Genomic DNA, 23,222 nt, shown 5'->3' on the forward strand with positions numbered 1-23,222 from the left:
TTATCCTTTGACAGCGCCCGCTGTGAGACCCTTAACGAAATACTTCCCGGCGACCACATACACAAGCAGGGTTGGTAGTGCAGCAATAACCGCCGCGGCCATATCAACGTTATATTCTTTGACACCGGTACTGGTGTTGACCAGATTATTCAGTGCAACGGTGATTGGCTGCGCATCACCGGAGGAGTAAACCACGCCAAACAAGAAGTCATTCCAGATTTGAGTGAACTGCCAGATCACCGACACGACTATGATGGGTATTGATACAGGCACAATAATCCGCAAGAAAATCATCCAAAAACCAGCACCATCAATGCGTGCTGCATTGACCAATTCTGAGGGGATACTGATGTAATAGTTGCGGAAAAAAAGAGTGGTAAATGCCAGACCGTAAATGGTATGCACCATGATAAGCCCCGAAGTGGTGCCCGCCAGACCAAGGAAACCAAGCGTGCGTGCCATCGGTAAGAGGATCACCTGAAACGGAATCATAGTGCCGATCAGCAACATGCCAAAAAACAGATCACTGCCTCTGAATTTCCATTTAGTCAATACGTAACCATTTAATGCGCCTAATACCGTTGAAATCATAACCGCGGGTACGACGATCAGTACCGAATTCCAGAAGTAGCCTTTTAACCCTTCACAGCTAACTCCGGTACAGGCGGTTCCCCAGGCTTTACTCCAAGCGTCAAAATTTAGTGACTGCGGCAACGATAACAGGGTGCCTGAACGGATCTCATCCAAGTCCTTGAGGGAGGTGATGAGCATCACAACGAGCGGCATTAAATATAAAAGTGCTACAAAGGTCAGTAAACTATAAATCAATATTCTATTAACGCTCATCATTCTTCTCCCTTAGTTCCGAATACAAATAAGGCACAATAATGGCCGCGACTGCCATTAACATCATCATCGAGGCGGCGGAACCAAGACCGATTTGTCCGCGAGTGAAAGAATAGGTATACATAAAGGTAGCAGGGACATCGGTTGCGAAGCCGGGGCCGCCTCCCGTTAAGGCAATAATCAAATCAAAGCTTTTGATGGCAATATGCGTCAGTACAATCAGGGCACTGAAAAACACCGGGCGTAGTCCGGGAATAATTATTTTTCGGTAGATGAGCGGCATAGATGCCCCATCAACCCTGGCGGCTTTGATAATATTATCATCGACTCCCCGTAATCCCGCGAGGCACAGTGCCATCACAAACCCTGATGATTGCCAGACCCCGGCGATAACCACCGTATAAATCGCCATCTCGGTATTGACCAGCCAGTCAAAGGTGAATGATTCAAAGCCCATTTCACGTACCAAACGCTGAATGCCCAGTTCGGGATTGAGGATCCATTTCCAGGCGGTACCGGTAACAATAAAGGAGAGTGCCATCGGGTATAAATAGATGGTGCGAATCGCCCCTTCAGTGCGAATTTTCTGATCCAGAAAAATTGCCAGAAATAATCCCAGTAGTAAACAGATTCCAATGAACAAAGCACCAAATAGCAGAAGATTTTCAGCGGCAACCCACCAGCGATCATTGGCAAACAGTTTTTCGTATTGTATGGTGCCGGCCCAATCATACTTTGGCAACATGCGCGATGAGCTAAAGGATAACCAGGCATTTAAGAGCATAAAGCCGTAGATAAAAACCACGGCAGCGACAAAAGTAGGTGCCACTACTAGTTTAGGTATAAAGTCCCCAAGCGATTGACGGGGTGCACCGGATATCTTCATGACTAGATTAATCCTTGTGGGCAGCGAGAAGGAAGAGCTGGATCTCAGCTGCAATGCCTGAGATCCGAAAGGTCTGAAAGCTTAGAACTTATTTAGCTGCTGCGACTGCTTTTACAAGCTTGGCAGCGGCTTCTTCTGCAGTGATGGAATCTGAGTTGTAGAACTCAGTCACGGTGTCGAAGATAGCACCTTGAGTCGATGAGAATGTTGACATACCGTGCGCCATACTTGGCAACAGAGTGTCTGCTTCAGCTGTACTGACAAAATCTTTTGCCGACAGCTTTGCACAATCATCAAACTTATCCATAGGCATATTCAAGCGAGCTGGAATAGAGCCTTTGTTGAGGTTAAATATTTCCTGGAAAGCGGGGCTAAGGATAGTACTGGCCAAGTCATTTTGACCTTTCTGCAGTTCTTTGTCCTGCAGATCAAACATAACAAAACTGTCTATGTTAAAGGTGAAATCGCCTGCTGTACCCGGTGCGGCGGTACAGATGTAGTCTTTACCCGCCACTTTGCCGGCGGCGGTGAATTCTCCTTTTGCCCAGTCACCCATGAACTGCATGCCGGCTTCACCATTGATAACCATCGCTGTTGCCAGGTTCCAGTCACGTCCTGGTGAGCCGACGTCAGTGTAATCCTTTATTTTATGAAAGGTTTTCAGAGCGTCAATCATGGTTGCGCTGTTTAAAGCTTCAGGGTCTAAGGCAACAAAGGCTTGCTTATAAAATTCAGCGCCACCAACACCTAGAACAACGGATTCAAACATCGTTGCATCTTGCCAAGGCTGTCCGCCATGGGCAACGGGTATCATGCCCGCCGCTTTAATTTTATCAGCAGCGACAAAGAATTCCTTCCAGGTTGTTGGCACGGTTGCGCCTGCTTTATTGAAGACTTCCGGGTTTACCCACATCCAGTTTACCCGGTGTACGTTAACCGGCACGGCGACATATTTGCCCTCATATTTCATAACGTCGGCAACAACAACGGGCAGTAATTTATCCCAACCTTCTGCATTAGCGATAACGTCAAGGTTAGCCAATACACCTTCGTCTCCCCATTCCTGAATGCTTGGTCCTTTGATCTGCGCCGCTGCTGGTGGATTACCTGAAACAACACGCGTTTTTAGTACGGTCATGGCACTTTCACCGCCACCGCCTGCCACCGCGAAGTCTTTCCATTCATGCCCTTTCGCTTCTAACATTTTTTTCAGCTCTGCAACTGATTTTGCTTCACCACCTGAAGTCCACCAGTGCAATACTTCTATTTCTGCAGCTTGAGCTGCCGCAGAAAGGCCTAATGCTAATGAAACACTTAAAACTAGTTTTGAAATTTTCATGTAATTTTCCCTTGTCAAAAATGATCTGAGAGCCGAGCAGCTGTTCAGACTAGAACTTACCGAAGAGCCATTTTTTGTCGGTAAACGATTAATTTACTTTGAAAAATAACTTCTGTAGAAATCCCTTTTTGGAAAAAAGAGTCCTTTAATTAATACAATATAGACGATCAATAGAAAGTTGGGCGCGCAGTAATGAAATTTGTCACTTAATCAAAGTCCGTGTTAAAAAAGTGAGCAATAGGGCTTATATTTTTGCTTCGTGAAATTCCCGTATTCAGAGCTCCTGCGATGATCAAATCTAAAATCGTTGCCAGTTTAAGTTGCTCACTTGAGTTGATTTTTTGTCTCAACATCTGTTATAAGTATCTGAAATAAAGATTTCATTTTTTCATTAGTGTAAATTTAGGCTGATGCTCTGTAAAATAAAAGGAACCCAAAACGTGTCCCCTCGTTCAATGACAGCCATCGTAACCACCGGTAATGGTGGTTACGACCAATTAGTCTGCAAACAAATGCCAATCCCTGTGATAAGCCATGGAGAAGTGCTGGTTAAAGTGTTAGCCGCCGGCGTTAACAACACCGAGATCAATACGAGACTGGGATGGTATTCTTCTTCCGTTCACGGCTCCACTAACGACACTTCTGCCGTAAAGCCTGAGCTGCCAAAAGTTGACGGTGGTTGGAATAAGCAAACAGCTTTTCCGTTTATTCAAGGTACCGATTGCTGTGGGATGGTAATGAGTGTGGCAAGCGACGTAGACACTGGCCTTATGGGCAAACGGGTACTGATCCGCCCGTGTATTCGCGAACACGGTTTTGACTCTTTGGATAATATCTGGATGGGCTCCGATTTTGATGGTGCATTTGCTCAATATGTAAAAATTCGAGCAAGCGAGGTGTTCCCGGTAGAGTGTGACTGGACTGATGCTGAACTTGGCACTGTTCCTTGTGCCTATGGTACATCGGAGAACATGCTTCACCGGGCTAATTTAAGATCTGCTGAAACTGTTTTGGTAATGGGGGCTTCCGGAGGTGTTGGCTGTGCTGTTGTGCAGCTTGCAAAGCGCAGGGGCGCAAAGGTTATTGCTATTGCCGGGGAGGAAAAACATGACCAGATGACGCAGCTTGGTGCCGACATTCTACTTGGAAGATCCGTTGATTTGATAGCTGAATTAGGAGAGCAATCTGTCGATCTTGTGGTTGATAATGTGGCCGGAAGCGGTTTTCCTACTATGCTTAAACTATTAAAACGTGGCGGGCGGTTTGTCTCATCCGGTGCGATTGCAGGACCTATTGTTGAGCTTGATATGCGTGATATGTACCTGAAAGACATTACCCTAATGGGAACAACGGCTTGGGACGAAACGGTTTTTCCTAATATTGTACGATATATCGAGCAGGGGGAAATTAAGCCGGTTTTAGCAAAGACCTTTCCTCTGACTTCGATAGCCGAAGCCCAAAAAGAGTTTGTTGAGAAAAAACATGTCGGTAAATTTGTCCTGATCCCCTAGCGCGAGTAATAATCTGATCGGGTAATTGAAGGTTTTAGAGCGTTTTAGGATGGAGTTTTTAGAAGAATATTCCATACTTAGCCAAGCTGCAAAAACGATTAATAGGGCTCTACAGTTGTTTACACTAATCAAGCACAATAAAGGATGTATGAATATGAAGCTTAGATATGCGGCATTGTTTTTATTCAGTGGTTTTGCTCAGGCAGACGAGGGATGCGGCAGAGTAACTATTGCAGACATGAACTGGAGTTCGGCAACGCTGTTAGCCCATGTTGACCAGTTTATTTTAAAAAATGGATATGGCTGTGACGCTGAGTTAGTACCCGGTGATACCATGCCGACGACTTTCTCGATGGTCGAAAAGGGCGAGCCGGATATTGCCCCTGAACTTTGGACTAACTCCGGTAAAGAGGCCCTCGAGCGCGGGGTTGCTGAGCATCGTATTCGCTTTGCCGGACGTTCTCTTTCCGATGGCGGTGAAGAAGGTTTTTGGGTTCCTAAATATCTCGTTGATAAATATCCAGAACTTGCCACCATTGAAGGTGTTAAACAACACGCAGATCTCTTCCCTCATCCGGAAAGCAATGAATTAGCCGGATTTTATGGTTGTCCTGCAGGCTGGAACTGTCAAATTGCGGCAGGTAACTTGTTTAAGGCGCTTAAACTGGAAGAATCCGGTTTCGAGCTTATCGATCCGGGATCCGGTGCTGGTTTGTCGGGGTCAATCGCCAAAGCTTTTGCGCGTGAGCAGGGCTGGTTTGGTTATTACTGGTCACCCACGCCCGTATTAGGTAAATACAAAATGGTCAAGGTTGATTTCGGTAGCGGTATTAACGAACAAGAGTTTTTGAACTGTACCACTCAGGAGAACTGCGCCAATCCTAAAGTCACTATGTACCCGCCATCGGCTGTGCATTCGGTGACCACTGAAATTTTTGCCAGCAAAGCGCCTAAAGCTTACGAATACATTACTAAGCGTTCATTTACCAATGCGCAAATGAATATTTTGCTCGCCTGGATGGAAGATAATCAAGCTGACGGTGATACCGCTATGTATCACTTCTTGACGGAAAATCCTGATACTTGGAAGGCCTGGGTCGCGCCTGAAGTTGCTGTTAAAATTAGCCAAGCACTGGACAGTATGTAACACGCCGTATTCAACCAATGTGTCATTTAGCGTTATAAGGCCAGTCTTAAGCTGGCCTTTTTTTATTTATATAAGGAGGTGATTTTTATGGCTGATTCGTCGTGGCTGGAAACTTTTCCGCAAATGAGCCGAGCCGATCTCACCAATATTCGTAAGACACTGGACGGGGTTTACTTAAGTTTTTCTCGTGAATATGGCGAAGCTATCGAGTCGTTTTTCGATCCTTTATTGCAGTTTTTAGTGTGGTTTGAAAAATTACTTATCACCACCCCGTGGTGGTTGGTTCTAATGGTGTGTGCGACCTTAGTCTATCTCGCCAGCCGCTCTTGGACGTTGGTGATAGGCACGCTAGTGTCATTGTTGCTGGTGGGCTATTTTGGGATGTGGGAAGATACCATGCGCACCATGAGTATTATTACGGTTTGCACAATTTTGGCAATAACATTAGGCATTCCCATTGGCATCTTCATGGGACGGTCGAATCGTGCCCAAGCCATTATTACGCCACTGCTTGATGTCATGCAGACGTTGCCGGCCTTTGTTTATCTTATACCGGTGGTGATGCTGCTTGGTATCGGTAAAATTCCCGGGGTTATCGCCGTGGTTATTTATGGTATTCCTCCGGTGATCCGTTTAACCAATTTAGGAATCCGCCTGGTTGATAAAGAAGTACTGGAGGCCGCTACGGCCTATGGCGCTAGTGAAACACAACGTTTATTAGGGGTACAAATTCCACTGGCAATGCCCACCATTATGGCCGGTATCAACCAAACCATTATGATGGCTTTATCGATGGTGGTTATTGCATCCATGATCGGCGTCAAAGGGTTAGGCCAGCCGGTACTTAAATCTATTACTAATCAGTATTTTACTCTGGGTTTGTTAAATGGGTTAGCGATTGTGGCCCTTGCAATTATTTTTGACCGGGTCTCACAGGCCTACGCCAAACGCACTCAAGCACATTTGCAAGGACTCAAACATGACTAAGTCGCTGATTAAAATAGAAGGCTTGTATAAGCTCTTTGGTCGTAACCCTTCAAAAGTGATGGCAATGGTCGAGGCGGGAAAATCTAAGGAGCAAATTCTCACCGAAACAGGGCATACCTTAGGTTTAAAGAATATTAATCTGGATATTAAACGGGGCGAGGTCTTTGTAATAATGGGGCTTTCCGGTTCCGGTAAGTCTACGCTTATTCGCCATTTCAACCGCTTAATCGACCCGACTAAAGGAGTGATCAGCATTGAAGGCACAGACATCATAAAGTTAAGTCCAAAACAGCTGCAGAATTTCCGCCGTCATAAGATGTCTATGGTATTTCAAAATTTTGGTTTAATGCCGCACCGCAGTGTGATTGAAAATGTGGCCTACGGCTTAAAGGTACAAGGCGTCGCAAAAGTGCAACGCCTGGCTAAAGCGCAAGAATGGTTAGACAGGGTCGGACTGGGTGGCTATGAGCAACAGTATCCTTCGCAACTGTCCGGCGGTGAGCAGCAGCGCATAGGGCTGGCGCGCGCATTGTGCACCGATGCCGAAATTCTGCTGATGGATGAAGCCTTTTCGGCTTTAGACCCTTTGATCCGCAGTGAGATGCAGGATCAACTGATTGAATTACAACAGAGTTTACATAAAACCATTATCTTTATTACCCATGACTTAGATGAAGCTTTACGCCTTGGTGATAGGATTGCGATCTTGAAGGATGGCGAGGTCGTACAACAGGGCTCTGCAGATGATATTTTACTGCATCCTGGCAGTACTTACGTTGAATCCTTTGTTAAAAATGTCAATCGTGCTCGAGTATTAACGGTGGCAACTGTGATGCAGCCGGCAGCCCGCCTGATCAACGCCGATAACATTAACCTGGCTTTAGAGCAGATGAAACAGTTAAAATGGAATGATGCTTATCATGTTACTGGCGAGGGTTATCAAGGTCTGCTGACTCAAGATTCTCTTGAAGCTGCCGCAAAAATCCATGGGACTCAATCCTTAGCATCGAGCGACTATCAATATTTACCCACGGTTTCGCCCGCAGCTACTATTGAGAGCATCCTTAGTACTTCACTGGCAACAAACTTCTCTCTGCCTGTTGTGGATCAGGCTGGTAACTTGATAGGGGAGTTAACCCGAAATGCTGTAGCTGAGGTATTTGCCGAGTCTAAGACCAAAACCTTAACACCTTAATCTCAAATGACTTTATCAACAGACCCTAGCGCCGTTTGCCTGCCGAACGGTTATTTTTCGTCTCTCTCTTATTGGTAAATGCACGCTTCAGCTTGATAAAATAAACCACAGTTTTGTTATGGTTAAAGTCAAAATTAATATGTATTGACCGCTATATTTGCGATAATGATTTTCTAATGGTATTGAATTTGTGGGGAGATTAAATGATAAAACTTATTGCAACGGATATGGACGGCACCTTACTGAATGATCAAGGGCAATTACCCGAGGACTTTGCCGCCACATTCGCGCGCTTAAAAGAGAAAAAGATTATATTTGTCGCAGCATCGGGCAGGCAGTATTTCAGTTTAAAAGAGACCTTTTCAGCGGTACAGGAGGATGTTTTATTTATTGCCGAAAACGGTACTCTGGTAATGTATAAAGAGGAAGAATTGTATTTCCATCCTTTGGAAAAACAACATGTGTCGGAACTGTTATCCATTGCAAGAAGCCTCAACAACACCTATACGGTTTTATGCGGTAAACGGTCTGCGTATATTGAATCTACGGATCAACGCTTTGTTGACGAAGTAAAAAAATATTATGCAAAATGCGAAGTGGTCGATAATTTACTGGACGTGCAGGATGATGTCTTAAAAATCAGTATTTGTGACTTTACCGACGCCGAAACAAATGCCAATTTGGCTTTTTATCCCGATTACGGTGATAAACTGCAAGTGACTGTGTCCGGTAAAAGGTGGTTGGATCTTACCCATAAAACCGCCTCAAAAGGTGCCGCAATTCAATTCATTCAAGAAAAGTTTAATATCAGTTTTGAACAAACCATGGTGTTCGGTGATTATTTTAATGATGTGACTTTACTGCAAAATGCTTTCCACAGTTATGCCATGGAAAATGCCCACCCTGAAGTTAAAAAATATGCCCGTTTCAGTGCACAGAGTAATAATAATAACGGCGTCATGAAAGTTATTAATCAAATACTCTAAATTGTTAATGTTTAACTTTTCATTGACTGGCTCGAAGATAGATCAGGAGAAAATAGCCTTGAATAATCAGGTTTGGCTTTGTTATTATTTATGAAGTCATTATATTAGAAGGCGAGGGCTTGCAAGTACAATAGTGATTAATTTTTCTATTTTATAATAAAGTATGTTGGCACTGTTCAATATATTATTGGAAGAAATTGTCGACATCGCAGTAAATTTCAATTGATTTCTCAATGCTCGTTCCTTGTTGATCTAATTTTTTTTGGTCGAGGAACCTGATCTGGGAACGAGCAATTAGTTGCCTTATTATTGAATCTTGCTATTCATAACTGGGGTTAATTAGACTCTACCTTAACTGAATAGTGATATATGACATTAACCATGCCTCTGTAAACGATTTCGCCTTGCTCATTCATTAATTCTTGAACGGTAACATTACCCTCTTCTAGGGTCACACTCTTCTTCTCTGTCATATCATTCAGGCCGAGTCGAAGTTCATTACTTAATATTTCACCAGATTGTGATTGCAAATTTTGTAACTCTTGAAACCCAAGGGAATAGGCTTTTTCCTTGCTATCAACTGTCGGTATGTGGATAGTCTTACTGTTACTCGTATGACTAAGACCAGGAACAGCCTTTGCCGCGTAAGCATTAGCGCCGAATAAAAATAGTGAAAATACCATTACTAGGGTTTTTGTCATTGTATTCATTTTTTTATCCTCTTTAACCAGTTAGTACTTTATTAGTACAGTACAAGTATAGTAGTAGATGGAGGTAATACTCATTATCATTCAGGGTTCAACAATCCCAGTGTGCTTGGTAACGGGTATACAATATAGACCTCACAATAAAGAAATTTATTTCACGCGATATGAAATAATAGGTAAAAAGCACAACATTATTCAACAAAAAAATCACTAACCAGCAATAAATAAAACGGCAAATGTTGATGTTGTGTTATAGTTATGTTAAGTAGAAGTGTTTTATCATAACCAGTTGATGGCCAAAGGTACCTTTACCTGATAGTTTTGAATTAACCGTTGGAAACTTTTGCAGCAATACTGTTATGCAAGAGAATATAAATAACCAGACATAATTGGTTGTAGAACTCTAGCTTGTTTTTAACTAAAGGAGCATTGAGATAAAAATGAAAATATTTATAAATATAGCAATATTAAGTTTGCTTGTATTGAGCAATTTGGCGATCGCTCATTCACATCTGAAACTTTCATTTCCTAAATATGGTAGTGAGTTAAATACACCTCCTGAAGATTTAATCCTTGAATTTTCATCACAAGTTAAATTGGTTAAATTGCAACTAATAGATGAATCGGGGGAAAAGATTAAACTTAACGTTAAACCTAGTGAAAACTTTAAAACTTCATTTAGTATCGCATTGCCAATCCTTGATAGTGGCAGTTATAACGTTAAGTGGATGGCGATGGGAAAAGATGCTCATAAATTAAAAGGTGATCTTCCATTTACAGTTGGTAGTCAGGATCAAGATTAGATGAGCTATCTATGATTGAAATCACTATTTGGGATTATAGTAATATAGTATCCAAGTGGTTGATATATATTGGAACAGCCGCCGCGATTGGCGGCCCTTTTATTGCAGCTTTAATAAATACCAGCGTTAATAAAAAGTCGATTTTTAATTATATTATCATAAGTAGTGTTCTAGGTTTTGTCGCAGTAATTATAAACTTTTTCATTCAGGTTGGCGCTTTTTCTGAAACTGGATTGTCAGGTATGTTTGATACTGACATGATGAGTTTTCTTTGGCAAAGTGCGGTGGGTGATTCTGTTTTATGGCGTTTGATCGCATTTGCCGTTTTGGGGTTGGCATTATTTTGGAGCAATCTTAATACAAAATACGGAATGTTTAACTTCAAGCATGCAGCGTTCTCCGTTTTATATGTGGCTGCTATTTTTGGTTTTGTATATTCATTTACCTTTATAGGCCATAGCGCTGATTTAGGCGGTGTGGCCAAATGGTTGCTGGCTTTTCATATTTTCACTGTGTCTTGGTGGATAGGTGCACTGTATCCCTTATGGCTTAGTTGTAAATTATTGCAACCACCTGCGCTGTATAAGTTAATGTGCTTATTTGGTCAAATTGCGATGTATATGGTGGGCTTGTTAATTGTTTGTGGTATCGGTTTGTTATTTTTATTTTTAGCAAATCCGTTCGAGTTATTTACCACAATTTATGGTTTGGCCATGCTGTTAAAACTGATTTTTGCCGTTAGTATTTTATTAATTGCCGCTTACCATAAATACCATCTTGTAGAAGAAGTACAACAACAAGGAGGTATCAAAAAACTACAAAATTCACTCAACAATGAAATGTTGATAGCAGCGATAATTTTAGCTGTTACCGCAGTGCTATCGTGTATTTTAGGCCCTCTTAGCTTAATTTAAATATTAAGCGGAATTTCACTACTGTTGTTGGAACAATCGAAGCAAGGGTGAAAAAGTTAGAATGCTGCAGAGTCTCAACTCTTCGAAACAAATAATGAGCAGTATTTGAAAGTACTGAATATTCGTTACCGAGTTTGAGAGACTCTCAATTTCAAAACTAAAACGATAAATAGCCTGATGTTCTGGGAAATAAATGTTCCTGGAAATCAATGTTCCTGGAAATCGATCCTGGGGATTATTCTGCCAAATCAAATTTATTTTATGAATGATGCTCAATTTCTTGGAGCGCGAGCATCATCAGGGTTAGTCTGAACAAACGGAAGTTATTAAATAGGAGCCTATTTAATTCCCAAGAATGAGGCTGACTTATTCAGCTTTGATATAGCGGCTATCCTCTATGGCTGAAGAAGGTTTATCCCGAGTAAACCACCAGCAAAGCAGAGAAGCAACAGTAACCATCACCACGCCTTGCCAAAACGTTGCAGTGAGTTCGATATCCAAAATCAATGCCGAGAAGAAAGTTGATAATAGCGGCGTGAAATACGATAGGGTGGCCAGAAGCATCATATTGCCGCCAATAATACCTATATTCCATAATGCGTATCCGCTACCCATGGCAACGCCCGTTATCACCAGATCAATCACCGCATTCGAGGTGAAAGCAATCGCAGGTTCATCACTGATAAAATAGGTTACCCACAAAGCCATCGCCGTTGCAATAAAAAACCAGGTAATGGCATTTTTACCGTTTGCAAGCTGCTTGGTGATATTGCAATAAAACGCCCAAATAAAAGCTCCCGCCAAGGCCATTGAATAACTTAAAGGGTTTGTGGCTATATTGCCTGCCAGTTGACTGATGGAAATTCCTTGATCCCCTCCGACGGTCCACGCCACACCAAAAAATGACAATGCTATCGCCGGATAAAGTCTTTTATCGACGGGTTTGTCACTGCTGAATACCGCGAGCAATACCACTAAAGAGGGCCACAAATAATTAATGACGCCCATTTCAACCGCTTGAATACGGTTGTTGGCCATGCCCAATGCTAGCGATAAGCAAATTTCGTAGCTGACAAAAAGAGCACCGCCGATCACAAGGTATTTTAAGGAGAAAACTTTAAAGCGCGGCGCACCAAGGAATATCAAAAGAAACACCGCACTCACAGAATAAATCATTGCTGCACCCCCAATGGGCCCCAATTGTTCTGCCACATTGCGCACCAGTCCCACCGTTGTGCTCCATATTAAGATGGCTAAGCAGCCTGCAAGCGTATATTTATGCGAGTTAATCAATGTAATTCCTTTTGTGTCCGTGTAGCGTTTTGGGCAGATAATACAGGCTAACAAATAGCAGTTGTTGTAGAAAGAGTTGTTTCTATAGAAAGCAAAAATAAATAATGAGTTGATATAAATTCCTACCGGTAACTGTATTTATATACAGCTTTTGACTTGTTTGCACAATTGCTCAACCTGAAAAGTTAATTTATGGTCAGTTGGACGTGATAAGTACTCTGTGCCATAACAATGAGTACACTATTGTATTTAATGAAATTTGGAAAGATGCACAGGCATGGTCGCCGCCAGCAAATTGAGCACTTCTTTGAAACGCAGGTTAAAGCCAGAGTCAGGATTAGTTGCAGACGTGATAGTTAATGACAGACGAGGGGCATAATTTCGATGCGCCTGTTTATGGTTAAATAATGGCTATTATACTTTAATGACTATTGTTCTTTAATACTACTGGTAGCCTACCTATGAGTACTTCAAGCGGATAAAATCAAGCGGACAAAAAAAACCAGCAATCAATGCTGGTTTTTTATTATAAACAATATCTAATCTTAGAAGTCTGCACTGCCGGGCGCACGCGGAAAGGCGATTACATCACGGATATTCTGCACACCCGTTACATAGGAAACCAAGCGCTCAAAACCCAGACCAAAACCTGCATGCGGCACGGTGCCGTATTTACGCAGATCACGGTACCAGCTGTAATCTTCTTTGTTGATGCCCATTTCGTCAAAACGTTTATCCAGCGCGACCAAGTCTTCTTCACGCTGACTGCCACCAATGATTTCACCAATGCCCGGCGCTAATACATCCATTGCCGCAACGGTTTTACCGTCTGCATTTAATTTCATGTAGAAGGCTTTAATATCTTTTGGATAGTTTTGTAAAATGATTGGTGCACCAACATGTACTTCAGCAAGATAACGTTCATGCTCAGATTGTAAATCAACGCCCCAGGCAACGGGGAATTCAAATTCTTTATCGCAGTTTTGCAGTATTTCAATCGCATCGGTGTAATCCATGCGCACGAATTCTGAACTGACTATTTTTTCTAAACGCGTAATGGCTTCTTTATCGACACGTTGTGCAAAGAAGGCCATGTCATCGGCACGTTCGGTCAATACTGCATTAAAGACATATTTAAGCATATCTTCAGCAAGTTGTGCTGCATCGGCTAAATCTGCAAAGGCGATTTCAGGTTCAACCATCCAAAACTCTGCCAGATGACGTGTTGTATGGGAATTTTCTGCCCGAAAAGTCGGACCGAAAGTATAGACATTACTTAATGCACAGGCATAGGTTTCGGCATTTAACTGACCCGATACCGTTAGGAAGGTTTCTTTGCCAAAAAAGTCTTTTTTGTAATCAATGTCACCGGCATCATTTTTTGGTAAGTTTTCTAAATCCAGGGTGCTGACACGGAACATTTCGCCGGCGCCTTCTGCATCACTGCCGGTAATGATTGGCGTACTGATCCAGTTAAAACCTTTTTCATAAAAGAAGTTATGAATCGCATGTGACAGGCAGTTACGCACCCGTGTTACCGCACCGAACATATTGGTACGTGCACGCAAATGTGCATGCTCGCGCATATATTCAATGCTGTGACGTTTTGCAGACATCGGGTAGGTATCGGGATCCTGAACAAAACCTAATACTGTCACCTCGGTTGCCTGAATTTCAAATTGTTGACCTTTGCCCGGGCTTTCAACTAATTCACCTGTTACTTGAACAGAACAACCGGCAGTCAAATTGAGCACTTCAGCGCTGTAATTTTCTAATGCGGCAGGAACAACAGCCTGGATAGGGTCAAAACATGAACCATCATAAATAGCTAAAAAAGAGATACCGGCTTTTGAATCGCGACGAGTGCGGATCCAGCCTTGAACTGTCACTTCTGTACCGATCGGGAATTTACTGTTGAATATTTCAACAATCGCTGTTTTTGACATTAGAATTAGTGCTCCGTAATCACCATTGGCAGTGATTTAACTTTAAAAATAATAGAAGCATATTTTACCTAGGCTAGGCTTATATACAAGCCTATCCTTAAATAATGCCGTAGTTTTTATTACACTTTATTGACAACGCTTGATGCAAGCTGCATGAATTACAAAGCATAATTACAAAGCATAGTTTATTAATAATGATTTAGTGCCTGTAGTTTTGTGTCTATTCCAGCTTAATCTTGTTCATTAACGATACTGAAAATAGCATTACACAATTGTTGTAACTGCTGCTTAGTAATAATATAGGGGGGCATAATATAAATAAGTTTGCCAAAGGGGCGGATCCACACACCCAGTTCAACAAATTTTTTCTGCACAATCGCAACATCGACTGCTTTTTTAAGCTCAACAACTCCTATTGCGCCAAGCACGCGAACCGATTGCACCTGTTTAAGTTCGACGCAGGGAGCCAGATATGTCTTTAAGCTGCTTTCAATGTTTAACACTGTGCTTTGCCAGTCAAAGGCTAAGAGCTTATCAATGTTGGCATTGGCCACCGCGCAGGCAAGCGGATTGCCCATAAAGGTTGGTCCGTGCATAAAGACGCCCGCTTTACCGCGGCTGATGGTCTCCGCTATTTTATCTGTGGTCAAGGTCGCCGCTAAACTCATGTAACCGCCGGTGATGGCTTTGCCCACACAGATAATATCGGGACTGATATTGGCATGTTCACAGGCAAACAGTTTACCGGTACGACCAAAGCCGGTGGCAATCTCATCGGCAATCAGTATCAGTCCATATTTATCACAAAGTGCACGCACGCCTTTCAGGTAGTTACTGTGGTAAAAATACATTCCACCCGCGCCCTGTACGATAGGCTCGAGAATAATGGCGGCGATATTAGTATGATTATTTTCAACCAGCAGGGTAATGTCATCAAGGGCCGCATCATTCCATGGCTGGTCAAAGGCAATGCCGGGTTGTGGAGCAAATAACTGTTTGGCTAAAAAATCATGATAGAGCTCATGCATCGAACCTTCCGGGTCAGTCACACTCATTGCGCCAAAAGTATCACCATGATAACCGTTGCGCACGGTTAAAAATTGGCTTTTGGGTTTTTCTAATGCGTGCCAATACTGCAATGCCATTTTCAACGCCACTTCAACACTGACGCTGCCGGAATCCGATAAAAAAACCTTATTTAAACCGGCCGGGGTTATTTCCACTAACTTTTTTGCCAGATCTATTGCGGGTTGATGGGTTAAACCGCCAAACATAACGTGTGACATTTTATCAATTTGTTGTTTGGCTGCTGCGTTTAATTCCGGCACATTATAACCAAATAAACAGGCCCACCAGGATGACATACCATCGATTAATTGTGTGCCGTTATCCAGGGTCAATAAGCATTTATCTGCCGAAATAACAGCGTAACAGGGCAGGGGATTAATCATGGAAGTATAGGGATGCCATAAATGTTTATTATCATATTGCAGGTCGATGCTCATAACGGTCACTTTTTGGTCAGATGTAAAGATATAATCGTGTAAAAGTTGACAGTGTATCTTTCGCCATTAAACTAACCAAACAATTTAATGGTAATTGACGGTAATAAAGGGAACAAATGATAAATTCGCTAACAATTCGCGTAAATCGAACTGTTAGCGAAGTTGATCAACTGTTTGCATCGCCGTTTATAGGCCTGCTCTTTCAAGCGCTAATGACTCACAGAGTTAAACTAACTAATTTAACGGTAATAGAGAGAACTAAATGATAAATACGACAACAATTCGCCAAAACTGGACTGTCTCAGAAGTTGATCAACTATTTGCCTTGCCGTTTATGGATCTGCTTTTTCAAGCGCAAACGACGCACCGGGCAAATTTCCCTTTAAACGAAGTGCAGGTTAGTACTCTATTATCAATTAAAACCGGCGCTTGTCCTGAAGACTGTAAATATTGTCCGCAAAGTGCACGTTATAATACCGGGCTTGCAAAGGAGCAGTTGATTGAAGTTGCCAAGGTGGTTAAAGCCGCTAAAGAAGCAAAAGCCACGGGCTCAACGCGTTTTTGTATGGGTGCTGCATGGAAAAACCCTAAACAAAGGGATATGCCGTACTTGCTGGAAATGATTAAAGAGGTTAAATCATTAGGCCTTGAGTCATGTATGACACTAGGGATGTTAGATAATAATCAAGCAGAACAACTTTCCGATGCCGGTTTAGATTATTACAACCATAACCTCGATACCTCGCCTGAATATTATGGAAAAATTATCACCACTCGAACCTATCAGGATCGCCTTGATACACTGGAGAATGTGCGCAATTCCGGTATGAAAGTCTGCAGTGGCGGGATTGTTGGTTTAGGGGAAGGGGGCTCTGACCGTTCCGGCTTATTGGTACAACTTGCCAATCTACCTCAGCAACCTGAGAGTGTGCCTATTAATAAATTAGTTAAGGTAAAAGGTACACCCCTTGAAAATGCTGACGACCTTGATGATTTCACCTTTATTAAAACCATTGCCATCGCGCGTATCTTAATGCCCAAATCACACGTGCGCCTATCGGCCGGCCGTGATGATATGAATGAACAAACCCAAGCCTTATGTTTTATGGCCGGTGCCAATTCAATTTTTTACGGTTGTAAACTGTTAACCACCGCAAACCCCGATGAAAATTCAGATACGCAGTTATTTGAGAAATTGGGAATAAACAAAGAAGCGATTAATTTCTCGCCCTCTGAAGCTGAAAAAAAGGTGGATGCGGCAATCGTTCGTTTTGAAGAAAAAGATGAACTGTTTTCTGACGCGACCAGTAAAGTTTAAAGCATGGCGTTTAATTTTATCAATGAGCAACTAACAGCGCGTCATCAGCAGGGGCTGTATCGTTCTTCAACTGTTATGTCCGGTGCACAGGGACGTTTGCTGAAAGTTGCCGATAAAACCTATTTAAACTTTTCCAGTAATGATTATTTAGGGTTGGCCGCAGATCCTGATCTTATCAAAGCCTGGCAAAAGGGTGCTGAGCTCTATGGTATAGGCAGCGGGGGCTCTTATCTGGTGACCGGGTTCAATCAGGCACATCAGACACTTTGCGACCAGCTTAAATCATGGTTAAGGGTTGAAGCCGTTGCCCTGTTTAGTTCCGGTTATTCGGCTAATCAGGCGATAATCAAACTGCTTTTGAAAAAACCGGATCTGTTATTTCAGGATAAGCTTAATCACGCCTCATTAATGGAAGCCGCTGCGCTATCTGATTGTAAAATGCGTCGTTTTAAACACAATGACGTGGAACATTTGGAAAGTTTGCTAACTAAAAGCAATAGGGAATGTACCATTGATGCTAATAAGTTAATTATCAGCGAAGGTGTGTTTAGCATGGACGGTGATAGCGCGCCTGTTAATGACCTGCTTACCAAGGCTAAACAACATGATGCCTGGTTAATGATTGATGATGCCCATGGAATAGGGGTGTTAGGTGAAAATGGTAAAGGTAGTGCGGTGGCTGGTGGTCTAGATAATAATAAGCTGCAAATTTATATGGCCACTTTTGGTAAAGCATTAGGGGTGGGTGGTGCATTTGTTGCGGGCAGTAAAGAGTTGATTAATTATATAAACAATTTTTCTAAACCCTATATTTACAGCACCGGCCTTCCACCCGCGATGGCCTATACCATTACTCAAGCCGTTAAAATGGCAGAAACCCAGGATTGGCGACGTCATAAATTGAATTCGTTGATCCGCACCTTTAGAAACACAGCGACCAACTTAGGTATTAGTCTTGCAGACTCGCAGACGGCCATTCAGCCTATTATTATTGGCGACAGTGTTAAAACCCTGCAAATAGCGGATAAATTAAAAACCCTTGGATTTTGGACGACGGCTATTCGTCCGCCTACTGTGGCTAGCGGTACAGCCCGCTTAAGAATCACATTAACAGTCAATCACCAGGAGCAAGATGTGGTTAACCTAGTGAATGCCATATATCGGGTGCTTAATGATAAATAGCGTGAAATTTGAAATAGATAAAATAGCGGTCGCCAACTCATTTTCTAAAGCGGCATCCCGCTATGATCAGTTTGCGCAGTTACAACGCGATATTGGTAATCAGCTTTTTGCTTCATTAAAGATCAGAAAACCGGGCAACTGTTTGGATCTCGGTTGTGGAACCGGCTATTTTAGTGAAAAACTGCTTAATGAATCAGCAATACAATCCTTGGTTTGTTTTGATATGTCCGTGGGCATGCTCAATTTTCTGCAAAATAATCGCAATTTAGCTGCCTGCTGTATACAGGGGGATATGGATCTTCTGCCTTTTGCGGATAAACAGTTCTCCACCGTATTTTCAAACCTGGCTGTGCAGTGGAGCTGTGATCTTAATCAGCTGCTGATACAGTTAAAACGTATTCTAAAATCGGGCGGGGAATTAAATTTTTCAACCTTATTAGCAGGCACCTTAAAAGAGTTAAGCGATGCCTGGTTAAAGGTTGATAATTATCCGCATACTAATACATTTTTAACCCTGACTAATATTCAAGAAATGTTAGAAAGTATTGGTTTCTCTAAGGTCACTATTAAGACCGAGACCATTACCCTTTATTATAAAAACGTCCTTGATGTGATGCGCGATCTTAAAGGTATAGGGGCTAATCAGGTACATGGACATAATCACCAAAGACCACAGGGACGCTCTTTAATTAATAAACTTGAACAGGGTTATGCTAGCTGTAAAAACAGTTCCGGTTTATTACCACTTTCCTATCAGGTTTGTTATATCAAAGCCCGCAAATAATAGGCATACTCGGCTGACGCTTTGTTTTAAAGCTTAAAAATTTTGTAACTTTTTTTGTGAAACTAGCTAAAGCTATGCCGATTGTATCTCTTCTTTCTATCATCTTATTATCTAAAAGTGACCCAATAATATGCAAGATTGTTTAACACCTGATGTTTATTTTGTAACAGGGACCGATACCGATGCGGGCAAAACTGTTTGCTGTCAGGCTTTGTTACAGGCTGCTAACAGACAACAGTTGAGCACCTTAGCCTATAAACCTATCGCGGCAGGGTGTGAGCTAACCCAATACGGATTACGTAATCAGGATGCGCTGCTGCTGCAAAAAGCAAGCAGCCTGACAGTTGCCTATGAGCTGCTTAATCCGATCGCATTTACAGCCGCAATCGCGCCGCATATTGCGGCTCAATTAGAAAACAAACCCATTGAACAGGGTTATATTTCTCAGGGTTTAGAAAGATTAAAGTCTTTACAGAGTCAGGTGATTATTATTGAAGGGGCTGGTGGGTGGCGTTTACCTTTAAATGCCGATGAAACGCTAGCGGATTGGGTGGCAATGCAAAAACTACCGGTCATCTTAGTGGTTGGCATGAAATTGGGTTGTTTGAATCATGCAATGTTAACTTATGAAACTATTATCAGTGACGGATTAAAGGTAGTCGGGTGGATAGCCAATCAAGTAGAAGAGGAGATGTCTTTTTATGCGCAGAACCTAGCACTGTTAAAACATAAAATTCACGCGCCTATGATTGCAGAAATCCCTTATTTAAATAATGTAAGTGAACAGGATCTATCTTCTTATGTTGATTTTGACTTCACAAATAATAAGATAATGTAAAGCAAGGTGACTCTTTCTTTTAAAAACTTTCATTTTCCGGCTGGTGGATTCTCACCAGCAATATCATATTAGGCAGTTAATCTCCAAAAACAAACAGACCCAACCTACAATCTATACAAAATAAGTAAAAACAACGAGCAGTGAATAAACTCACTGACCATAATATTTAATTAAAATGGGCAAAGTTTAACCGATCAAACAACAAAACATATCATATGTAATTTGGTTATGTTTTTCTCCGATTCATATCAGTTATAATCTTATTTAATAAGTAGTAATGTTTAATAATAAGGAATTACCATGAAGTACCCCATCAAATTAATTATTGCAGCGGCAGTTGCAGTGTCGAGCGTTATTAGTATTCCCGCATTTGCGCAGCAAACGGTCAAAGTCGGAATGTCAGGTAATTATGTCCCTTTTACTTTCTCATCAAAAGACGTGCTGCAAGGTTTTGAAGTTGACCTGTGGAATGAAATTGGATTACGTTCTGATTATGACGTGAAGTTTGTTTTATCAAGTTTTTCAGGCCTGTTCGGCATGCTTGAAGCCGGCCACATTGATACTATTGCCAACCAGATAACGATTACTCCTGCACGTTTAAAACAATATGCATTTTCAACGCCTTATGTAGTTGATGGTGTTCAAATTGTGACTAAAAAAGGTCGTGATGATATAAATTCAGTGGATGATCTTAAAGGTAAGAAAGTAGCGGTGAATTTAGGCAGTAATTTTGAAGAGACGTTACGGGCACTGGATCCTGAAAATGAAATCAATATCATCACTTATGATTCAGGTTTTGTGCAGGATGTTGTTATAGGGCGTGTTGATGCTTTTATTATGGATCGCGTTAGTTCAGCGGCTGTAATCAAAAAATCGGGTTTACCTTTAAAGCTTGCAGGACAACCCTTTGAAACAATAGAAAATGCAATGCCATTTTTAAACAATCCCAAACAGAGAGTCATTCGAGACCAAGTTAATGCGGCGTTATTAAGCATGAAAAATGACGGCACATTAGCAAAAATTTCTGTTAAATGGTTAGGTTCAGACGTAACCCAATAAATATTATAAGTTAACTACTGAAAATAAAGTTATATTTTCGGTAGCTAGCTAGTTGCCTACTCTTCAATATCCACACGAGCCATTTCCTATGCAAATGCCATTAGATGTTCAATATATGCTTGAACTAATACCAATTTTACTTAAATATCTTAGCGTTACCATGGAAATGGCCATTCTGGGTTTTTGCTTTGCAATCATATTCGCTGTTATTTTAGCGGTAATACGAGTCTTTAAGTTACCCGTATTGCATCGCTTTGCGAGTATATATATTTCCTTTTTCCGTGGCACGCCGCTGTTAGTACAACTTTTTTTATTGTATTACGGTTTACCGCAGGTGATGCCTATATTTGCAGGCGTTGATGCCTTTAGTGCTGCAGTTATTGGTTTGTCATTACATTTTTCGGCCTATATGGCTGAAAGTATCCGCGCCGCAATTATGGGCGTTAATAAAAGTCAGATGGAAGCTTGTTTAAGTATTGGTATGACCAGATTACAAGCCATGCGCAGAATCATTTTACCGCAAGCTGCACGAGTTGCGACGCCATCTTTAATGAATTACTTTATCGATATGATCAAAAGTACCTCCTTGGCATTTACCCTGGGAGTCGCTGAAATCATGGCAAAAGCACAAATGGAAGCGTCATCCAGCTTTAAATACTTTGAAAGTTTCTTAGCTGTTGCACTGATTTACTGGGCTGTAATTGAACTGTTTTCACGTCTGCAGCATTATCTTGAAATTCGAATGAACAGAGCTTACTAATGATTAAAGTACAAAATCTAAGCAAAAAATATGATGATAATATTGTCTTAAACGGAATTGATTTCGAAGTGGCACACGGTGAAATCGTGGTCATTATCGGTCCATCGGGTACTGGCAAATCGACGTTATTACGTTGTTTAAATTATCTGGAGACCCCAACGTCAGGGATTATTAATATAGCCGGCGTGATAGTCGACAGTGCAACGGCGACGGCCGCACAAATCACCAATCTGCGTAAAAAAAGCAGCTTCGTATTTCAAAACTATTCTTTATTTGCCAATAAAACCGCACTGCAAAATGTCGCTGAAAGTTTGATCACCGTTTGGAAAGAGCCAAAATCGGTTGCCTTAAAATCAGCTGAAGCTATTTTAAATCAGGTCGGGCTTGGCGAAAAAATTCACCAGTATCCATCACAATTATCAGGTGGACAGCAACAACGTGTGGGTATTGCCCGTGCAATGGCAGCAAAAGGTGAGATTATTCTGTTTGATGAGCCAACCTCGTCGCTTGATCCTGAATGGGTTGATGAAGTGTTGGCGGTAATGAAGCAATTAGCGCTGCAAAAACAGACCATGATCATTGTTACCCATGAGATGCAGTTTGCGCGAGAGGTGGCTAATAGGGTTATCTTCATGGAAGGCGGCAATATTGTCGAGCAGGGCACACCAAAACAGATATTTGAAAACCCGCAACATCAACGCACCAAAGAATTTGTCGGGCGCTCTACAAAACAAAAGTTATCTGCGTTTGATTCAGCCATGCTTTAGTGTTGATTATCTAAGACAAAAAAAGGCCTTTTATGCGTACATAAAAGGCCTTTTTTTGATCATTAGGTTTTAATACAACCTAGTCTTTACGGCTTGTTACTTCTAACAGGTGGTAACCGAACTGAGTTTTTACAGGACCCTGAACAGCACCTACAGGTGCACTAAATACTACTTTATCAAATTCTGGCACCATCATACCTGGTCCAAATTCACCTAAAGCACCACCTTGAGCACCCGATGGGCATGAAGAGTGTTTTTTGGCAAGATCAGCGAAATCACTACCGGATTCAATTTGTTTTTTAAGATCAAGACAGCTCTCTTCAGAACTTACTAAAATATGACGAGCACTTGCTAGAGCCATTTTATTTTCCTTTTGTATTATGTAATCGATAACTTGTGTTATGTAATGGTCAACGATAAATTATTTTAACGCATCAAGCAAATCGTTA

General features: G+C 41.9%; 22 protein-coding genes. 14 read left to right on the plus strand and 8 right to left on the minus strand.

Going from position 1 to position 23,222, the window contains the following annotated elements:
- From ACJAZP_RS11725 to ACJAZP_RS11735, 3 genes are all read right to left on the minus strand, one after another.
- The gene (locus ACJAZP_RS11725) at positions 1-846 is read right to left on the minus strand and encodes a carbohydrate ABC transporter permease (RefSeq protein ID WP_415230930.1); all 846 of its coding nucleotides are present in this window, start codon (positions 844-846) and stop codon (positions 1-3) included.
- A complete protein-coding gene (locus ACJAZP_RS11730) occupies positions 836-1,732 on the minus strand; it encodes a carbohydrate ABC transporter permease (RefSeq protein WP_415230931.1) in 897 nt (298 codons plus the stop codon). Before ACJAZP_RS11730 ends, ACJAZP_RS11725 begins: the two co-directional genes overlap by 11 nt.
- An 88-nt stretch (positions 1,733-1,820) precedes the next feature.
- A complete protein-coding gene (locus ACJAZP_RS11735; protein ID WP_415230932.1) occupies positions 1,821-3,071 on the minus strand; it encodes an ABC transporter substrate-binding protein in 1,251 nt (416 codons plus the stop codon).
- Between the two features lie 440 nt (positions 3,072-3,511).
- Between ACJAZP_RS11735 and ACJAZP_RS11740 the strand changes: the two genes are divergently transcribed.
- The 5 genes from ACJAZP_RS11740 (at position 3,512) to ACJAZP_RS11760 (ending at position 8,897) form a co-directional block, all read left to right on the plus strand.
- On the plus strand, positions 3,512-4,582 hold the full coding sequence (locus tag ACJAZP_RS11740; RefSeq protein ID WP_415230933.1) for an alcohol dehydrogenase family protein: 1,071 nt from the start codon (positions 3,512-3,514) through the stop codon (positions 4,580-4,582).
- Positions 4,583-4,736: 154 nt separating this feature from the next.
- Positions 4,737-5,729, plus strand: coding sequence for an ABC transporter substrate-binding protein (locus ACJAZP_RS11745; protein WP_415230934.1), 993 nt, complete (start codon positions 4,737-4,739; stop codon positions 5,727-5,729).
- Between the two features lie 87 nt (positions 5,730-5,816).
- Entirely contained in the window at positions 5,817-6,716 is a 900-nt protein-coding gene (locus ACJAZP_RS11750) for an ABC transporter permease (protein WP_415230935.1), read from the plus strand.
- Entirely contained in the window at positions 6,709-7,911 is a 1,203-nt protein-coding gene (locus ACJAZP_RS11755) for a quaternary amine ABC transporter ATP-binding protein (protein ID WP_415230936.1), read from the plus strand. Before ACJAZP_RS11750 ends, ACJAZP_RS11755 begins: the two co-directional genes overlap by 8 nt.
- A 203-nt stretch (positions 7,912-8,114) precedes the next feature.
- Complete coding sequence (locus tag ACJAZP_RS11760) at positions 8,115-8,897, plus strand: Cof-type HAD-IIB family hydrolase (RefSeq protein WP_415230937.1); 783 nt, start codon at positions 8,115-8,117, stop codon at positions 8,895-8,897.
- Between the two features lie 335 nt (positions 8,898-9,232).
- Here the strand turns inward: ACJAZP_RS11760 and ACJAZP_RS11765 are convergent, their stop codons facing one another.
- The gene (locus tag ACJAZP_RS11765) at positions 9,233-9,607 is read right to left on the minus strand and encodes a DUF3316 domain-containing protein (protein WP_415230938.1); all 375 of its coding nucleotides are present in this window, start codon (positions 9,605-9,607) and stop codon (positions 9,233-9,235) included.
- 437 nt (positions 9,608-10,044) lie between these two features.
- Here ACJAZP_RS11765 and ACJAZP_RS11770 point away from each other — a divergent pair, with 437 nt between their 5' ends.
- Together ACJAZP_RS11770 and ACJAZP_RS11775 are read left to right on the plus strand one after the other, a co-directional pair.
- Positions 10,045-10,407: a copper resistance CopC family protein gene (locus tag ACJAZP_RS11770; RefSeq protein WP_415230939.1), complete on the plus strand. Its 363-nt coding sequence runs from the start codon at positions 10,045-10,047 to the stop codon at positions 10,405-10,407.
- Positions 10,408-10,418: 11 nt separating this feature from the next.
- Complete coding sequence (locus ACJAZP_RS11775; protein ID WP_415230940.1) at positions 10,419-11,321, plus strand: copper resistance D family protein; 903 nt, start codon at positions 10,419-10,421, stop codon at positions 11,319-11,321.
- Between the two features lie 366 nt (positions 11,322-11,687).
- On the opposite strand, the gene yddG is transcribed toward ACJAZP_RS11775, so the two are convergent.
- The 3 genes from yddG to bioA form a co-directional block, all read right to left on the minus strand.
- Complete coding sequence (gene yddG, locus ACJAZP_RS11780) at positions 11,688-12,614, minus strand: aromatic amino acid DMT transporter YddG (RefSeq protein ID WP_415230941.1); 927 nt, start codon at positions 12,612-12,614, stop codon at positions 11,688-11,690.
- Positions 12,615-13,159: 545 nt separating this feature from the next.
- Complete coding sequence (asnS, locus tag ACJAZP_RS11785) at positions 13,160-14,560, minus strand: asparagine--tRNA ligase (RefSeq protein ID WP_415230942.1); 1,401 nt, start codon at positions 14,558-14,560, stop codon at positions 13,160-13,162.
- A 230-nt stretch (positions 14,561-14,790) separates the two neighbouring features.
- Positions 14,791-16,065, minus strand: coding sequence for an adenosylmethionine--8-amino-7-oxononanoate transaminase (gene bioA / locus ACJAZP_RS11790; protein WP_415230943.1), 1,275 nt, complete (start codon positions 16,063-16,065; stop codon positions 14,791-14,793).
- A gap of 262 nt (positions 16,066-16,327) precedes the next feature.
- Here bioA and bioB point away from each other — a divergent pair, with 262 nt between their 5' ends.
- From bioB to ACJAZP_RS11825, 7 genes are all read left to right on the plus strand, one after another.
- Positions 16,328-17,383 (plus strand): biotin synthase BioB, encoded by a 1,056-nt coding sequence (gene bioB / locus ACJAZP_RS11795; RefSeq protein ID WP_415230944.1) that lies wholly within the window; start codon positions 16,328-16,330, stop codon positions 17,381-17,383.
- A gap of 3 nt (positions 17,384-17,386) precedes the next feature.
- The gene (gene bioF / locus ACJAZP_RS11800) at positions 17,387-18,565 is read left to right on the plus strand and encodes an 8-amino-7-oxononanoate synthase (RefSeq protein WP_415230945.1); all 1,179 of its coding nucleotides are present in this window, start codon (positions 17,387-17,389) and stop codon (positions 18,563-18,565) included.
- A gap of 1 nt (position 18,566) precedes the next feature.
- Positions 18,567-19,349 (plus strand): malonyl-ACP O-methyltransferase BioC, encoded by a 783-nt coding sequence (gene bioC, locus ACJAZP_RS11805; protein ID WP_415230946.1) that lies wholly within the window; start codon positions 18,567-18,569, stop codon positions 19,347-19,349.
- A 130-nt stretch (positions 19,350-19,479) separates the two neighbouring features.
- The gene (bioD, locus tag ACJAZP_RS11810) at positions 19,480-20,187 is read left to right on the plus strand and encodes a dethiobiotin synthase (protein ID WP_415230947.1); all 708 of its coding nucleotides are present in this window, start codon (positions 19,480-19,482) and stop codon (positions 20,185-20,187) included.
- 300 nt (positions 20,188-20,487) lie between these two features.
- Positions 20,488-21,246 carry an amino acid ABC transporter substrate-binding protein gene (locus tag ACJAZP_RS11815; protein WP_415230948.1) on the plus strand — a complete coding sequence of 253 codons (759 nt, stop codon included), beginning with the start codon at positions 20,488-20,490 and terminating at the stop codon, positions 21,244-21,246.
- Positions 21,247-21,334: 88 nt separating this feature from the next.
- A complete protein-coding gene (locus ACJAZP_RS11820; protein ID WP_415230949.1) occupies positions 21,335-22,006 on the plus strand; it encodes an amino acid ABC transporter permease in 672 nt (223 codons plus the stop codon).
- The gene (locus ACJAZP_RS11825) at positions 22,006-22,773 is read left to right on the plus strand and encodes an amino acid ABC transporter ATP-binding protein (protein WP_415230950.1); all 768 of its coding nucleotides are present in this window, start codon (positions 22,006-22,008) and stop codon (positions 22,771-22,773) included. The genes ACJAZP_RS11820 and ACJAZP_RS11825 overlap by 1 nt, the downstream gene beginning before the upstream one ends.
- Positions 22,774-22,852: 79 nt before the next feature.
- On the opposite strand, the gene ACJAZP_RS11830 is transcribed toward ACJAZP_RS11825, so the two are convergent.
- Positions 22,853-23,152 (minus strand): peptidylprolyl isomerase, encoded by a 300-nt coding sequence (locus ACJAZP_RS11830; RefSeq protein ID WP_415230954.1) that lies wholly within the window; start codon positions 23,150-23,152, stop codon positions 22,853-22,855.
- Positions 23,153-23,222: the final 70 nt, after the last annotated feature.

This window comes from Psychromonas sp., from assembly GCF_047632955.1.
GTDB lineage: Bacteria > Pseudomonadota > Gammaproteobacteria > Enterobacterales > Psychromonadaceae > Psychromonas.